General features: G+C 68.5%; 15 protein-coding genes. 1 reads left to right on the top strand and 14 read right to left on the bottom strand.

From position 1 onward, the window contains the following. Positions 1-22: 22 nt before the first annotated feature. From ABV606_RS08150 to glmS, 9 genes are all read right to left on the bottom strand, one after another. Entirely contained in the window at positions 23-313 is a 291-nt protein-coding gene (locus tag ABV606_RS08150) for a DUF4190 domain-containing protein (protein ID WP_353987327.1), read from the bottom strand. Between the two features lie 309 nt (positions 314-622). Then, positions 623-1,624 (bottom strand): hypothetical protein, encoded by a 1,002-nt coding sequence (locus tag ABV606_RS08145; RefSeq protein WP_353987326.1) that lies wholly within the window; start codon positions 1,622-1,624, stop codon positions 623-625. 462 nt (positions 1,625-2,086) lie between these two features. Next, positions 2,087-3,151 (bottom strand): tRNA (adenosine(37)-N6)-threonylcarbamoyltransferase complex transferase subunit TsaD, encoded by a 1,065-nt coding sequence (gene tsaD / locus ABV606_RS08140; protein WP_353987325.1) that lies wholly within the window; start codon positions 3,149-3,151, stop codon positions 2,087-2,089. Next, positions 3,148-3,795, bottom strand: a complete 648-nt coding sequence (locus tag ABV606_RS08135) for a GNAT family N-acetyltransferase (protein WP_353987324.1) — start codon at positions 3,793-3,795, stop codon at positions 3,148-3,150. Before ABV606_RS08135 ends, tsaD begins: the two co-directional genes overlap by 4 nt. Continuing rightward, positions 3,792-4,427: a tRNA (adenosine(37)-N6)-threonylcarbamoyltransferase complex dimerization subunit type 1 TsaB gene (gene tsaB, locus ABV606_RS08130; protein ID WP_353987323.1), complete on the bottom strand. Its 636-nt coding sequence runs from the start codon at positions 4,425-4,427 to the stop codon at positions 3,792-3,794. Before tsaB ends, ABV606_RS08135 begins: the two co-directional genes overlap by 4 nt. 10 nt (positions 4,428-4,437) lie before the next feature. After that, the gene (gene tsaE / locus ABV606_RS12145; protein WP_435414869.1) at positions 4,438-5,184 is read right to left on the bottom strand and encodes a tRNA (adenosine(37)-N6)-threonylcarbamoyltransferase complex ATPase subunit type 1 TsaE; all 747 of its coding nucleotides are present in this window, start codon (positions 5,182-5,184) and stop codon (positions 4,438-4,440) included. Beyond that, a complete protein-coding gene (alr, locus tag ABV606_RS08120; RefSeq protein ID WP_281488401.1) occupies positions 5,181-6,287 on the bottom strand; it encodes an alanine racemase in 1,107 nt (368 codons plus the stop codon). Before alr ends, tsaE begins: the two co-directional genes overlap by 4 nt. Continuing rightward, positions 6,284-6,634: a holo-ACP synthase gene (locus tag ABV606_RS08115; RefSeq protein ID WP_281488597.1), complete on the bottom strand. Its 351-nt coding sequence runs from the start codon at positions 6,632-6,634 to the stop codon at positions 6,284-6,286. The genes alr and ABV606_RS08115 overlap by 4 nt, the downstream gene beginning before the upstream one ends. Positions 6,635-6,727: 93 nt before the next feature. After that, a complete protein-coding gene (glmS, locus tag ABV606_RS08110; RefSeq protein ID WP_281488400.1) occupies positions 6,728-8,575 on the bottom strand; it encodes a glutamine--fructose-6-phosphate transaminase (isomerizing) in 1,848 nt (615 codons plus the stop codon). Positions 8,576-8,750: 175 nt separating this feature from the next. On the opposite strand from glmS, the gene coaA reads away from it, so the two are divergent. After that, positions 8,751-9,698 carry a type I pantothenate kinase gene (coaA, locus tag ABV606_RS08105; RefSeq protein WP_281488399.1) on the top strand — a complete coding sequence of 316 codons (948 nt, stop codon included), beginning with the start codon at positions 8,751-8,753 and terminating at the stop codon, positions 9,696-9,698. A gap of 18 nt (positions 9,699-9,716) precedes the next feature. On the opposite strand, the gene ABV606_RS08100 is transcribed toward coaA, so the two are convergent. The 5 genes from ABV606_RS08100 to ABV606_RS08080 form a co-directional block, all read right to left on the bottom strand. Further along, entirely contained in the window at positions 9,717-10,529 is an 813-nt protein-coding gene (locus ABV606_RS08100) for an HpcH/HpaI aldolase/citrate lyase family protein (protein ID WP_353987322.1), read from the bottom strand. A gap of 227 nt (positions 10,530-10,756) precedes the next feature. Then, complete coding sequence (locus ABV606_RS08095; RefSeq protein ID WP_353987321.1) at positions 10,757-11,935, bottom strand: pyridoxal-phosphate-dependent aminotransferase family protein; 1,179 nt, start codon at positions 11,933-11,935, stop codon at positions 10,757-10,759. 38 nt (positions 11,936-11,973) lie between these two features. Continuing rightward, the gene (locus ABV606_RS08090; protein ID WP_281488396.1) at positions 11,974-12,897 is read right to left on the bottom strand and encodes an ABC transporter permease; all 924 of its coding nucleotides are present in this window, start codon (positions 12,895-12,897) and stop codon (positions 11,974-11,976) included. Beyond that, complete coding sequence (locus tag ABV606_RS08085) at positions 12,894-14,072, bottom strand: putative B6 ABC transporter permease subunit 2 (protein WP_353987320.1); 1,179 nt, start codon at positions 14,070-14,072, stop codon at positions 12,894-12,896. Before ABV606_RS08085 ends, ABV606_RS08090 begins: the two co-directional genes overlap by 4 nt. Before the next feature lie 21 nt (positions 14,073-14,093). Beyond that, positions 14,094-15,728 (bottom strand): putative B6 ABC transporter ATP-binding protein, encoded by a 1,635-nt coding sequence (locus tag ABV606_RS08080; RefSeq protein WP_353987319.1) that lies wholly within the window; start codon positions 15,726-15,728, stop codon positions 14,094-14,096. Positions 15,729-15,841 lie beyond the last annotated feature (113 nt).

Raw genomic sequence — 15,841 nt, 5'->3', positions numbered from 1 at the left:
TGTGGCCTCCTCGGTGATGGGCTCAGTAGCTAGACATGGCCGCACCGGCCAGGATGAACGGCAGGAACGCCAGTACCAGGATGACGCTGAGCACGATGCCTGCATACCCGATGATGGTGCCCGCCAGCGCGAGGCCACGGCCGTTCTCGCCAGTGCGCTTGATCTGGGAGAGCGCGATGTGACCGGTGATGATGCCGATCAGCGACATGCCGATGATCGAGGTGACGAGGGAGACGATCGCGAGCACGTTCGTCTTCTGTTGCTGCGCAGGAGCCGAGTAGTACGGCGTGGGCTGCGGGGCAGGCGTGGTCATACGAGGAATGGGTCCTTCCGGGGATTATTGAGCCGAAGTCGGCAAGGGCAATGCAACCAGTGCTGCTTTCAGGTGTCAATCAGCATCGAAGGTCGGCCGGTCACCAGGACGCCGCCTCGGAGCGGGTTTCCCTCCCCGGAGACAGCAGGAACTCTGGCCGGGGTGGCGAACCGGGAGTGGGCGCGTCGGCGGGAGCCGCAACCCGGGGTGGCTGCCGGCCGGCCTGGCGAGAAATGCCGAGCTGTGGCCCGGGTAGAACACCGCAAGGTGTTCGAGTGCCTCGTCCCTAGCACTGGAGAGGGAGGGCGGTCACCTCAACGGGATGCCGAACTCAGCAAGCAGCCTTGCGAACTTCGGCGCCGCGATGGCATCAGCCCAGGTCCAGCGGTGGAACGCGGCGACTCGGCGTCGCAGCGCGTCTTCCCGCCGCTTCTCCCGCACCACCACGTCAGCGGCGGTTCTCCCCTCGAGTTCCAGCGAGCGCGAGTACTTGACCATCCCGTCGAACTCGCCGATCGCACGGAGGCCCTCCCAGTAGAAGTCCACGATCGCGCTTCCGCCCTCGATGTCGCCGAAGCGCACCTGCAGCTGCGGTATGACGAACCCCAGTTCGATCATTCGACCGCGGCTCAGCGATTCACCGGCGCTCTCGGCCAGCGGGTCCCCGGCTTCGACAGCGCGCAGAGCACGCTGAGTTCCCAATCTCCGTGACGAGGTCGCAAGCTCGGCCAGAAGCTCCGCGCGGGAAACCGGTCTCCGCGGCGGCGCGGCACCCGCGAGCACGCCGCGAGCACTGTTGCCGCGATCGCCCCGGAGCGCCGCGTCGACCACGGCGAGCGCCGACGCGAATGGCAGAATCCGTGCGAGGTCGACCACTGTTCGTGACAGCGGCGTTGCGAGCATCCCGTCGATGTCAACGGGTTCGACTTCTTCGCCCGCTCGGTGCGTGACCCGGCCGGGCCATCCACTGCCTCCGCGGGCGCCGAAGTCGGCCACATGCACAGCATCGGGCCACCCGTCGATGATTGGAGGTCCGTGCAGCGCCGCCGCAGTGAGGTGCGAAGCGACCGGGGCCGACCTCATCGACAGAGCTTCCGCCCGGAAGCGCAGGACGTGGCGCTCGCGCGAGTCGAGCTGCGAGAACGTCGCGAAGTCGGCGAAGACGCCTCTGCGCACCCTGGCCAGCACCTTGTTGGCCACGCAGCGTTCGATGTCGCGGTCGGTCAAGCCGAAGTCGTGAAGCCGGCGCGTGGTGGTGAGCCCACGGCCCGCCGTGAGCAGCGCTGTGAGTGCGATCGCATCGTGAGTCATGCCGCATCCGACCATGTGAAGGCGAGTCGAAACCGCCGAGGGGTCGCACCCTGAGGCCGATCCTCGGCATGGCCCACCTGTGAAGGAACCGCGCGGTTTCGCGAGCGCCACCTCGGGCCGCCCGGTTCCACCCACCGGAGAGAGTCAGCCACGCCGGGCCCGGGTTCCCGCGCAGGCTCGGCTTCGCGGCCCGGGCCCGGCTGGCCGCGCGGGCCAGAGTTCGCGACGCTGGCCAGAGCAACAACTCTGGCCCAGGCGGACAACAGCATCCCGAACCGACGAAGAGCCGACTGCGCGACGGGGTTCATCCACTGCGGCGAGAGTTGGCCACGCCGGCCAGAGCAGCAACTCTGGCCGAGGCGGGTAACGGTCACCGGAGACGGGTGAGGTCCGGCCTGAGCGGTAGAGGGGCGGCGAGAGGCAGGGGAACAGGCGGCGGTGGGCGACGACCGCCGGTTGCGGTCAGGCCTGGATGTCGGTGACCGGCAGGGTGGAGTCGGCGGCGAAACCGAGGCCTGACGGCGGGCGGCCTGCCGCCACAAGCTGGGCGCCGAGCGCGGCGATCATGGCGCCGTTGTCGGTGCAGAGCGACAGGGGCGGAATCCGCAGCGCGATGCCGGCGGCATCCGCTCGTTGCTCCGCGAGCGCTCGCACTCGAGCGTTGGCCACCACCCCGCCGCCGAGCAGCAGCCTCGGCACTCCGAGATCGTTGCAAGCGGCGATGGCCTTGGTGACCAGCACGTCGGCGACCGCTTCGCGGAAGCTCGCGGCGACATCGGCCACGGGCACCGGTTCACCGGCATCCTGTCGCTGCTCGACCCACCTCGCGACGGCGGTCTTGAGTCCTGAGAACGAGAAGTCGTAGCGGTGCTCCGCCATGTCCTTCGGCAGGCTGAGCCCGCGCGGGAAGCGGATCGCGGTGGGGTCTCCGGATGCCGCGGCCGCGTCGATCTGCGGACCGCCCGGGTACGGCAGCCCGAGCAGCCGAGCCACCTTGTCGAATGCCTCGCCGGCAGCGTCGTCGATGGTCTCGCCGAGCAACTCGACATGGGAGATGAGGTCGCGCACGAGCAGCAGCGAGGTGTGCCCTCCTGACACCAGCAGGGCGATGGTCGGATACTCGACCTGCGCGCCGCCATCGTCGCCCGTGCTCAGCACATCCGCGCCCACATGTCCGACCAGGTGGTTCACGGCGTAAAGGGGCTTGCCGGTGGCGACGGCGAGCGCTTTCGCAGCTCCCACGCCCACCATGAGCGCGCCCGAGAGTCCCGGTCCGCTCGTCACCGCGATCGCATCCAGCTCGTCGAGCGTCACGCCAGCCTCGTCGAGCGCCGTCGTCAACGTCGGCGTGAGCGCTTCGAGATGCGCGCGAGCCGCGACCTCGGGCACTACGCCGCCGTACCGCGCGTGCTGCTCCATCGAGCTGGCGATCACGTTCGCAAGCAGTCTCGTGCCGCGGACGACGCCCACTCCGGTCTCGTCGCAACTCGTCTCGATGCCGAGCACGAGTGGGGCTGCCTCGGTCATGCCTCGCTCCTCCCAGCTCGGGGGTCTTGTTGCGCGCGATCACTCGCGGCATCAACGGCGGCACTGCGGTCTGTGAACTCCATGCGCGCCTCGGGAAGGTCGAGGCGCATGACGATCGCGTCGACGCCGTCGGGCTGGTAGTAGCGCGGACGAACGCCGACCTGCGCGAAGCCCAGCGCGTCATACAGGTGGCGGGCCGGCGGATTGTCAGCGCGCACCTCGAGGAAGAGCTCGCGGATGCCGCGCCTGCGCGCTTCAGCGATGAGCGCGTGCATGAGCAGCCGTCCCAGCCCCTTGCCCCGCGCGCGCTCCTCGACCGCGATGGTCTGGATGTCGCCCTGCGCCGCACCGGGTGGTGCGAGCAGACCCGCGTAGGCGTCGACGACCTCGGTCGAGGCTCGGGGCTCGGCGGAGGCGTTGGTCTCGCTCGTGGCGGGAGTGCCGCCGGCATCCGTCGCGATGGCGACCAAGTAGTAGCGGTGCGCTCCCACGAGCTCGGCGTGCATGCCCTCGCGCGACCATGCATCGGTCGGGAAGGTGCGCTGCTCGATGCCCATGATGGCGTCGAGATCGTCGACCGAGGCGCGGCGCAGCAGCCAAGGTCCGCGGGCGCGCGGCGACCCGGCGTCGGTGTGCTCCGTCATCCGGTCACCCGCTTTGGGGCCTTGGCGAGCGTCACGTCGGGTGAGCGCAGGTACAGCGGCTCGGATGCCGCGAACTCTCGGCCGTGCAGGTGCATCGTCTCGGCGAGCATGCCGAGCGCACCCGCTGACACCTCGGATGCGTCGACTCGGCGGTACTCGTCGAGCCGGGTGACGGCGTCTTCGAGGCCATCGGGACGGGTCAGTGCCGGACCTTGCACACGCTTCGGAAGACCTTCGGAATCGGGCGCGGCATAGGTCGACCAGTACACCTCGCGCCGACGCGCGTCGCTCACGACCAGCACCGGATCGCGCCGGCCCGCTCGGAGCTCGGCGAACGCGACCGCGTCGTGGCTCACGACGCGCACGACCGGGCGGCCGATGCCGAAGGCGAAGGCGTTGGCGGCGGCGATGCCGACCCGCAGCCCCGTGAAGGGTCCGGGCCCCATGCCGATCGCGACGGCTGAGAGAGCGGATGCCGCCACCTGCGCTTCGCCGAGGCACTCGTCGATGTACGCGCCGATCACTTCGGCGTGCGAGCGAGTGTCCGAAGTCGCGCGTTCGGCGAGCACGCCGCGGTCGCGATCGACCACTGCGACGCTCGTTCCTATGGAGGTGTCGATGGCCAGCAGCACGGCATTCAGCCTACGCGCGGCTGCGGCCGCCGAATTCGGCCAGGAAACCGAGATCGCGCCAGCGTGGGCCGTGGCCGGTGACGGTGACGACCCTCGGCCGCGGAGCGTCGAGCTCGCCCTCATCGCTCATCGGCCTGTTCACGAGCCCAGGTGGCATCTCGGGCCCCGAACGATCAGCGGGGCGCTCAGCGGGGCGCTCGTGGGCGTCCGGGTCGCCCACCAAGGCATCTTCGTCGTCTTCGTCCTGCTCGTCGGCGGCCTCGCCTGCGGCGGCATCGCCCCAGCGCGCATTGCTGTCGAGTTCGAGCGAGGCTTCGACGGCCTCACCACGGCGGCTATCCCCGGCATCCGCACCGCCCATCGGCCGCACGATGTCGAGTTCGAGCCAGGAGTCGCTGATGCCGTCGAGCATGCCGGCGCCCCACTCGACCACGACGATCGATGATTCGAAGTCGATGTCGAGGTCGTCGAGTTCGACCGCGCTGCTCAATCGATACGCGTCGACATGCACGAGCGGAGGGCCGCCGTCGCCTCGCGGGTGGGTGCGCGCGAGCACGAACGTCGGGCTCGTGACGGTGCCACGCACTCCGAGTGCGGCACCGAGCCCCCGGGTGAGCGTGGTCTTGCCAGCGCCGAGCTCGCCGTTCAGCGCCACCAGGTCGCCTGCCCGCAATCGACGCGCGAGTGCGGCGCCGAGCTGCTGCATGCGCTCGGGCGTCTCGACCGTGAAACGCGTGATCACCGCTTCGCCCGTCACTGCACGAAGCTCCGCCGGGTGCGACCGCCGATGCGGGTGACGATCTCGTAGTTGATGGTCTCGCAAGCCTCCGCCCATTCCTCGACCGGTGGGTCGCCCGCGTTCTGGTCGCCGAACAGCACGGCGCGATCCCCGACGCGCACGGGGTGATCACCCATATCGACGACGAACTGGTCCATCGCAACCATCCCGGAGATGGTTGCGCGGTAGCCGTTGATCGATACCGGCGCGCGATTGCCGGCTGCCCTCGGGATGCCGTCGGCGTACCCGAGCGGTACCAGCGCGAGAGTCGTCGGCTGCTGGGTGCGATAGCTGTAGCCGTACGAGACACCGTGACCGGCGGGCACGGTCTTCGTCGCGACGACCTCTGCTGAGAGCCGCATGGCCGGTCGGAGTCCGAGCTCCGCCGAGGTCACGCCTTCCAGCGGCGAGAGCCCGTAGATCGTGATGCCGAGGCGCACCATGGTGCACTCGCCGAGCGGCATGCGCAGCGCACCCGCGGAGGCGTGCAGATGCACGAGCTCGGGATCGAGGCCGAACGAGCGCGCGGCGGCGAGATGCTTGGAGAACCGAGCGGCCTGGTCGGCGTCATCGGCGTCGCTCGTGCCCGACAGGTGGCTGAACAAGCCCCGCACACGCAGGCGGCCGAGTCGCTCGAGCTCGGCGGCGCGCGAGAACACCCGCTCGGCGCGTTCGGCAGGAATGCCGTTGCGACCGAGACCGGTGTCGACCTTCAGGTGAACGTTCGCGACAGCGCGCGCGGTCCCCGCGGCGGCCGCCTGCTCGAGCTGGTCGAGCGAGTTGATGCCGAGATCGATGCCCGCCTCGATCGCCGGCGTGAAGTTCACGTCCGGCGCGTGCAGCCAGGTGAGCACCGGATGCCGCAGCCCCGCGTCGCGCAGTTCGAACGCCTCGTCGAGATCGACCACGCCGAGCCAGTCCGCGCCGCCGTCGATCGCCGCCCGGGCGCTCTGGATCGCGCCGTGCCCGTACGCCTGCGCCTTGACCACGGCCATCACGTGGTCGGCACCGACGCGCTGCCGCATCGCGCTCGTGTTCGCGCTGATCGACCCGAGGTCGATGCGCGCCTCGCGAAGGCTCACGACTCCGCCACCACGTAGGCGATGGCCACACCGGCGTCATGCGCCATGGAGAGGTGCGTCGCGCGGATGCCGCGGTCTTTGGCGATCTCGGCCGCGCGCCCGCTGAGCTCGAGCCCCGGGTTGCGCTCGGCATCCGAGACGACCCGCATGTCGTGCCAGCGGATGCCGTCGGTCTCCCCCAGCGCCTTCATGAGCGCCTCTTTCGCGGCGAAGCGGGCCGCCAGTGAGCGCAACGGGAGCGTGCGTTCGCTCTCAGCGAACAGCCTCTCCACGAGGCCCGGAGTACGGCTCGTCGCGCGCTCGAATCGCGCGAGGTCGACGATGTCGACACCGACTCCCACGATCACGCGCGCGCTCTCTCCACTGCAGCCTTCTTCACGGGGTCTCTTCCCGGCCTCATCCATCACAACCCAGTCTGACGGGCCGGGGCCCGGAACGGACTACTCGACAGTGACCGACTTCGCCAGGTTGCGAGGCTGGTCGACGTCGAGGCCCTTCGCGGTCGCGAGGTCGCGAGCGAAGATGTGCAACGGCACGACGGCCAGCATCGGCTCGAAGAACGGTCCGGCGAGCGGGATCTGGATGACCTCGTCGGCGAACGGGAGCACGGCGGCATCCCCCTGCTCGGCGATCGCGATCACGCGCGCACCGCGTGCGCGGATCTCCTGGATGTTCGAGACGACCTTGGCGTGCAGCGATCGCTCGTCACGCGGGCTCGGCACGACCACGAAGACGATCTGACCGGGCTCGATGAGCGCGATCGGGCCATGCTTCAGCTCGCCCGCGGCGAATCCCTCTGCATGGATGTACGCCAGCTCCTTGAGCTTCAGCGCGCCTTCAAGAGCGACCGGGTACCCGACGTGGCGACCGAGGAAGAGCACCGATCGGGTGTCTGCCATCCAGTGCGCGAGCTCGCTGATGCGCTCGCTCGTATCGAGCACGAGATCGATCTTCGCCGGAACGTCCGTCAGCTCGGTCACCAGGTCGCGGTGGGCACGTTCGTCGAGCGAAGCGCGGAGCCGTGCGAGGTGCAGACCGAAGAGGTACAGCGCGGTGATCTGCGCGACGAAGGCCTTCGTCGAGGCGACTGCGACTTCAGGGCCGGCGTGCGTGTAGAGCACGGCATCCGACTCGCGGGGAATCGTGGCACCCTGCGTGTTGCAGATCGACAGCGTCTTCGCACCGTGCTCGGCCGCGTACTTCACCGCCATGAGGGTGTCCATGGTCTCGCCGGACTGGCTGATCGACACGACGAGAGTGCGTTCGCTCAGCACCGGCTCGCGGTAGCGGAACTCGTGGGCGAGCTCGACCTCGACTGGCACCCGCGCCCACTGCTCGACGGCGTACTTGCCGACCATGCCGGCATAGGCGGCGGTTCCGCAGGCGACGATGGTCACGCGGTCGATATCGCGCAGCGTCTGATCGAGTTCGGCGAGCTCGTCGAGTTGCACGAGCCCGTCGGTCACGCGACCGAGCAGCGTGTTCGCGACCGCTTCGGGCTCCTCGCTGATCTCCTTCGACATGAAGTTCGGCCAGCCGCCCTTTTCGGATGCGGAGGCGTCCCACGCGACCTCGAAGGGCTCGAACTCGGCCACGTTGCCGTGGAAGTCGGTGATGGTGACCTCGTCGGGGCGGATGGTCACGAGCTGGTCCTGGCCGATCGCGACGGCCCGGCGAGTGTGCTCGATGAAGGCCGCGACATCGGAGCCGAGGAAGTTCTCGCCCTCTCCCAGGCCGACGATGAGCGGAGAGTTGCGGCGGGCACCCACGACGACGCCCGGCTGGTCGCGGTGGATCGCGAGCAGCGTGAAGGCGCCGTCGAGCCGGTTCACCACCTGCTGCATTGCGGCGGTGAGGTCGCCCGTCTCGCGATAGGCGCGGCCTACCAGCAGCGCAGCGACTTCGCTGTCGGTCTCGCTGGTGAAGGTCTCGCCCGCGTCGAGCAACTCCTGCTTGAGCGCGGCGAAGTTCTCGATGATGCCGTTGTGGATGAGGGCGAGCTTGCCGTCGTCGCCGAGGTGCGGGTGCGCGTTCTCATCGGTCGGACCGCCGTGGGTCGCCCAGCGGGTATGACCGATCCCGGTTCCGCCGTTGTCGAGGGGGTGGCGCTTGAGGTCGTCGGCAAGCACCTTGAGCTTGCCCGACCGCTTGCGGGAACCGAGGTCGCCGTCGCCGTCGATGACCGCGACTCCCGCCGAGTCGTAGCCACGGTACTCGAGCCGGCGCAGGCCGCCCATGAGCACTTCGATGCTCCGGTCACTGCCGACATAGCCCACGATTCCACACATGCGCTCGATTCTAGGGGGCGCTTTCCGTGCTGTTTCCGAGCGGATGCCGGGGCGGCGGCGCTCCGCCGCATGGCCCGGCCCTGGGGCGGTTCGCGTCACCGCGGCGCCGTGTGCCGGGACCGCACCGCGGATCGCGGCATCCGAAGTTCTTCTCGTATTAACTACGCTGACTGGAATGGGTTCCGCGAACGCCTCGAACGGCCAGCTCACCCCGTTCGTCGAGATCGGGCGTGATCGCTGGTCCGAACTCGCGCCCGCCGCCGCGATGCCGCTCACGGAGTACGAGCTCGTGCAGCTGCAAGGCCTCGGCGATGTCATCGACATGCGCGAGGTCGAAGAGGTCTACATCCCGCTCAGTCGGCTGTTGAACCTGTACGCCGCCGGCGCGCGTCGCCTGCACCGCGACGTCAGCGCGTTCCTCGGCGAGAAGGCCGGCACCACGCCGTTCGTGATCGGCGTCGCCGGATCGGTGGCGGTGGGCAAGTCGACCATCGCGCGCCTGTTGCGCGAACTCCTCGCGCGCTGGGATGACACCCCTCGCGTCGAGCTCGTGACGACCGACGGGTTCCTGTACCCGAACGCCGAACTCGAACGGCGGGGGCTGATGGAGCGCAAGGGGTTCCCGGAGAGCTACAACCGGCGGGCGCTGCTGCGGTTCGTGTCGCAGGTGAAGAGTGGCGCGCCAGAGGTGCGTGCCCCGTTCTACTCGCATTTGAGCTACGACATCGTTCCGGATGCCGAGGTCGTGGTGCGCCGCCCCGACATCCTGATCGTGGAGGGGCTCAACGTGCTGCAGCCGCCCACCCCAGGAGCGCGACTCGCGGTGAGCGACCTGTTCGACTTCACCGTGTACGTCGATGCGCGAACGGGCGACATCGCCGAGTGGTACACGCGCCGGTTCTTGAAGCTTCAGCGCGGAGCCTTCGCCGATCCGAAGTCGTACTTCCACCGGTATGCCACGCTCACAGAAGAGGAGGCGCGAGCGCGCGCCAAGCGGTTCTGGACCGAGATCAACGAGCCGAACCTGCTGCAGAACGTGCTGCCGACACGAGCACGCGCCTCACTCGTGCTGCGCAAGGCGAGCGATCACACCGTGTCGAGCGTCTTGCTTCGCAAGATCTAGCGGCGCCCTCGCCGCGCTTCAGTGCGGGGCGTCGGCCCGCGCGAGGATGCGGTTCGCGTGGGCGAGCACCGGGGCGTCGACCATTGCGTCGCGGAAGCGGAAGGCGCCCGGCTCCCCCTCTGCCGCGACCAGCACGGCCCGCGCCCACTCGACCTCGTGCGCAGCGGGCCGATACGCCTGCCTGATCACCGGGACCTGGCTCGGGTGGATGCACGCCGACGCCGCGAAGCCCGACGCCGCGGCATCCTCCGCTTCTGCCGCGAGCCCGCCCAGATCCGCGAGGTCGACGTACACGGCGTCGATCGCGGCACGACTGTGCGCCGCCGCAGCGAGCAGCACCGTCGACCGCGCGTGCCGCGCCACGTCGCGGTAGCGCCCGTCAACTCGACGGCTCGAGGTGCCGCCGGCGGTCGCCACGAGATCCTCGGCTCCCCAAGCAAGCGCGACAGTGTTGTGCACCGCCGCGAGTTCCGGCGCAGCGAGCACCCCTCGCGCCGTCTCGCACATCGCGATGACGGCATACTCCGAGAGCCACGCCACCTGCTCGACCGACTCGGCCTTGGCGAGCATGACGGTGCGGTAGGCGGTCTGCGCGAGCAGTTCCAGGTCGGCTTCGAACGCGCCGCTGCTGCCGCCGTTGACGCGCACGATGGTGCGGTCTGGATCGAGCGGATGCCGGAGAACCGCATCGCGAGCCGCGGGCTTGTCGGCCGGGGCGACGGCATCCTCGAGGTCGAGGATCACCGCATCGGCCCGCGCGGCCGCCTTCTCGTAGCGATCCGGTCGATCGGCCGGGCAGAAGAGCAGCGCTGGCCCCATGGAGAACGACACGCTGCGAGCCTAGCGCCGCCCCGACCGACGATCAGGCCGGTCGCTCGACGAGCGGAGCGGGCTCGACCAGCGGAGCGGGCTCGACGAGTGGAGCAGCCTCGACAAGCCGAGCCCGAGCCGCCTCGACGAGCCGAGCAGCGGGGTGCGCTCGTGCGCGCGTCAGTCGCGCATGGCGCACGCACGAGCAGTCATCAGGGCGCCACGGAGTCAGCCGGCACCCGGGAGCCTCAGACCGCCGCGGCCTGCCGGGTCGCGGCGATCTCAGTGAGGGCCGCGTCGATGCCTGCCCCGATGTCGACCTGCATGCCGAGATCCCGCAGCCCCTGCCCCATCGCCGCAAGGCCGACGATCGGGTACATGCCCCGCGCCGAGGGGCCCATGTGCGCCAGACGCAGCAGGTTGCCGGCACCTTGGCCGCTCGAGAGCATGACGCCGTAGTTGTTGCGGATGTGCGTGCGCGCCTCGACATGGTCGACAGAGTCGGGCAGCCTCACCGACGTGACGCAGTCGGCCGCGATCTCGTCGGATGCCGCCCACAGCTCCAGCCCCATCGCGCGCACCCCCGCCCGCGTGGCACGCGCAGCGGCGGCATGGCGGGCGATCGCCTGCTCGAGCCCTTCTTCGAGCACCTGGTCGAGCACCGACTCGACGCCGTGCACATCAGAGACCGAGGGCGTGTACGGGAAAGCCTCGTTCTGCTTCCACTTGAGCTTCCAGTCGACCAGGGAGACGTACGAGTCGCGCGGGGAGTTCGGGTTATCGAGGATGCGCTCCCAAGCCCGATCGCTGATCGCGAGCAGTGCGATCCCTGGAGGGCCTCCGAGGCATTTCTGAGCACCGGTGACGACCACGTCGATCTGCCACTCATCGGTCTCGAACTCGAGCCCGCCGATCGACGACACCGCATCGATCAGGGTCATTGCGCCGTACTTGGCAGCGATCGGGCCGATCTTCGAGCAGTCGGTGACGGTACCCGATGGCGTCTCGGAGTGCACCGCGGTCACGAGTTCGATACCCGGGTTCTGCTGAAGGTATTCCTCCACCGCTTCGGGCGAGACGGCCTCGTTGTAGGGCACCTCGATCTCATGCAGTTCGGCGCCGAAGCTCGTGAGCCAGTAGCCCATGCCCTTGCCGAAGACGCCCTGCGCCAGGTTCAGGACTTTCATCCCGGGACGGGTCATCGCGCGCGCTGCGGCTTCGAGACCGACGATCGCCTCGCCCTGCATGAGCACGATGTCGTTGGTCGTCTTGAAGACCTTCGCGGCTTTCTCCTCCGCACGGTGGAAGGTGGCGATGAATTCGGGGTCGTAGTGGTACACGATCGGCGACCCGAGCGCCGCAAGCGTTCGCGGCGTCGCCATCGTGGGGCCGGCTGAGAGGGTGAAATCGAGTGGTGCTGTCGACACAGTGACTCCTTAAATCGGTGCTTCGATGCCGGGGTGGCTCAGCGAGCGCCTCGAGTGTACGGAACCGCCAGCGCCGGCGGGATGTACGCGCTGCGGGCGAACACGATGAGCGTGATCATCACGATGATGAACGGCAGCATCTTGATGACGTCGTTCGGCAGGTTGATGTTCGTCAACTGGATGGCTGTGCCCACTGCGACCGAGGCCCCGTAGACGAGCGAGGCCACGACCACCCAGGAGATGCGACCGCGGGCGAGCATCGTGACGACGATCGCGATGTACCCCAGTCCGTGCGTCATGAAGGGCGTGAACGCCCCGGTCGAGAGCAGCGCGAGATACGCGCCACCGAGACCGGAGAAGGCTCCGCCTGCCAGCACCGCGAGCGAGCGGGTTCGCAGCACGCTTCCGCCGGCGGCATCCAGGGAGGCGGGTTTCTGTCCGGCCGCTCGGAGCCGGAGTCCGGGGTTCGTCTTGTGCAGCCACCAGGCGACCGCCGCCGCGATGAGCAGCGCCACGGTGAACATGCCCGGTTGCGAGAAGATGCTCGGGCCCACGACGGGGATGTCGCTGAGGAACGGGATCTTCCAGGGCGTGTCGAGACCGAGTCGCGGGTTCGTCGAGCCGTAGTTCTGGGTGTGCAGCACGCTCGTGATGCCGGATCCCGCGAGCGTGATCGCGATACCGACCACGATCTGGTTCAGCCCCAGCCACACGCTCAGCACGAGCATGATGAGCGAGCTCGCCACGCCGGCGAGCGTACCCACAAGGAGACCGAGCCAGAACGACTGCGTCATGAGCACTGCGACGAAGCCGAAGTAGCCTCCGATGAGCATGATTCCCTCGATACCGAGGTTCAGCACGCCAGACTGCTCGCCGATCGTCTCGCCCAGCGCCGCGAGCATGAGCGGCATGCCGGCGGCGATCGTGCCGATGAGGAATGCGACGAGGATCGCCTCGGTCATTGCTTCTTCCTTCCAACCGAGCCCAGACGAAGCGACTGGCGGAGCCCCTGTGGCAGGTAGCTCTGGCCGAGATCGCGCTTCATGCCGATGTACTCGATGATCGTCATGAACATCAGGATCAGCGCGACGATCACCAAGAGGAAGTCGACTGACAAGTTGCTCGCCTGCGCGGCGATCGTTCCACCGGTGGCCAGCACCGCGTAGAACGCGACGAGCGGGATCGATGCGAGAGGGTTGAGCCGGGCGAGGAACACGAACGGCAGGATCTTGTCGCCGTACGCAGGGTTCCAGTTGGTGCGCAGGTAGCCCCACAGGCCCATGATGTCGATGGCCGCGGCGAGCGCGATCATCGCGCCGCTGAGCACGAAGATGACGATCGTCATCTTGCGCGCGTCGATGCCCACGTGCTTCGCCGACTTCGTGCTCGCGCCGAACACGTCGAGCCGCAGGCCGAACGAGGTGCGCTTGAGGATGAAGTGGAAGGCGAGCACCATCAGGATCGCGATGATGAACCCGATGTGCACCTTCGTGCCGGGGATGTACGGCAGCATGCCGTCGAACGGCAGTTCACGCGTCTGCGGCACCGCCACACTCGCGTCTTGGAACGGCCCCTTCACCAGGATGTTGGTGACCGAGACGCCAATGAACGACATCATCAGCGTAGTGATGATCTCGTTCGTGCCGTACTTCGCTTTGAGCAGCGCGGGGATGATCGTCCACGCGGCGCCCACGACGATGGCCATGATGGCGAGCAGCGGGATGCCGATTGCCAGCGGGAACGAGACCAGGATGTCGGGACCGAAGCCCGCGACGATCGCCGCGCCGAGCAGGTACTGGCCGTTGTAGCCGAGGTTCCACAGCTTGCCGCGGAAGGCGATGATGAGGCCCAGTGCGATGAGCAGCAGCGGCGCCATCGCGATCATGCTGTTCTGCCAACCGTTGCCGGCGAGGCCGTAGTACACGATGTCGCCGTAGAACTGCAGCGGGTCCTTGCCCAGCATGAGCAGCACCAGTGCACCGGCGAGCAGCGCGAGCACCACTGGGGTGATGGTGCGTACGAGCACGTCGACTGCGGCGCGGCCTCGGCCTCGTTGCTTGGGCTGCGGGACCGCGTCCGTGGAGGGAGCGGGTTGCGGCGCACCGGTGGAGGGTGCGAGTTGCATATTCGTGGTCATGGTGGTCCTTGGGTCGCGGACTCAGGCGAGCGAGGGCTCGCGGGTCGAACCGGTCATGAGCTCGCCGACTCGCTCGCTCGTTCCCGACGAGTCGTTCGCGACCTCTCCGACGATGCGGCCCTTCGAGATGACGGCGATGCGGTCGGAGAGCTCCACGAGCTCGTCGAGGTCGGTCGAGATGAGGAGCGCGGCCCCGCCTTCCGCTGCGAAGCGGCGCACGGCCTCGCGAACACGGTGCACGGTCTTGAGGTCGAGACCGTACGTCGGCTTGTGGAACACGACGACCTTCGGGTCGTGCGACAGCTCGCGCGCGAGCAGGATCTTCTGGATGTTTCCGCCGGAGAGCGTACCGGCGCGCGTGTCTGCGCCCGGCGTGCGGATCTCGTACTCCGCGATCCGCTCGGCCGCTTCGGCCTGAACCGCCGAGCGGTTGATCTGCCCGCGCTTCCAGAACGGTGCTTGGCCGATGCGCTTGAGCACGAGATTCACCGCGACCGAGAGGTCGCCCACGATGCCCTCGTGGAGCCGGTCGTCGGTGACGTACCGCAGCCCGAGCCGCTGGCGGGCGCGAACGCCGAGCTTGGTCACCTCGCGGCCCTCGAAGAGCACGGCGCCCTTCTGCGCCGAGCGCTGACCTGCGATGGTCTCGGCGAGCGCGCTCTGGCCGTGGCCGTCGATGCCTGCGATGCCGAGCACTTCGCCCGCGTGCACGGCGATGGAGACGTCGTCGATGCCGATCTCCATGCGTCCGGCGTGGCTCGATACTCCGCGGAGTTCGAGGACGAGAGGGCGGGATGCCGCGGCATCCGCGTCGTGGTCCTGACCGGCGCGCGTCGCACCGGCGAGCTCCTCCGCCTGGTCGGCGCTGACGTTGTCGATGTCGTCGCCGAACATCGCCTCGAGGATGCGCTTCTTCGCGGCCTCTTCGTCGTACTGGCTCAACTCTTCAGGACTGATGTACGCGGCCATGCGGCCGCCACGAAGCACAGTCACGCAGTCGCCGATCGCGTATGCCTCGCGCAGCTTGTGCGTGATGAAGATCACGGCGAGCCCCTCGGCCTTGAGGCGGTTGACGCTCTCTTCGAGCTCGGCGATCGCCTGGGGTGTCAACATCGAGGTGGGCTCGTCGAGGATGAGCACCTTCGATCCTTGCCACATCGCCTTGGCGATCTCGACCTGCTGCTGCTGCCCGAGACCGAGGTCGCCGGCGAGCGCATTGGGGTTGATGTCGGCGCCGAGCTTGGCGCTGACATCCTTGAGCCGCTTCATCGCGCCCTTGCGATCCAGCGGGAGTCTGCCGGTGTCGCCGAGCATCAGATTCTCGAGCACCGTGAGGGTGGGGATGAGGGTCGTGTGCTGATAGACGACCCCGATGCCGTGGTCCATGGCGACGCGCGGAGAGCTGATCGCGACGCGCGCGCCGTTGATCTCGATGTGGCCGCTGTCGGGTTGCTGCATGCCGGCCAGGATGCTGATGAGCGTCGACTTGCCCGCGCCGTTCTCGCCGAGCAGGCAGTGCACCTGCCCGCGGCGCACCTCCAGGCTGATGTCGTCGTTCGCGACGACCCCTGGGAACACCTTGCCGATGCCCTCGAGCCTGACGAGGACCTCGTTCTGCGCGCCTTCCACCGGAGCGTGAAGGTCTGCACGATTCATGACTTGCTTCTCTCTCTGGAGCCGCGTCCCTGTTCGGAAACGACGTCGTCTCCTGATGTCGGGCGGCGTCCCGGGGAGGCGTCTGAGCGCCCGCCCCGGGACGACCCGGTGTC

The sequence above is a fragment of the Ruicaihuangia caeni genome (assembly GCF_040536845.1).
Taxonomy (GTDB): domain Bacteria; phylum Actinomycetota; class Actinomycetes; order Actinomycetales; family Microbacteriaceae; genus Ruicaihuangia; species Ruicaihuangia caeni.
Note: the sequence above shows the minus strand (reverse complement) of the source record. Positions and strands in the feature narration are given on the sequence as shown.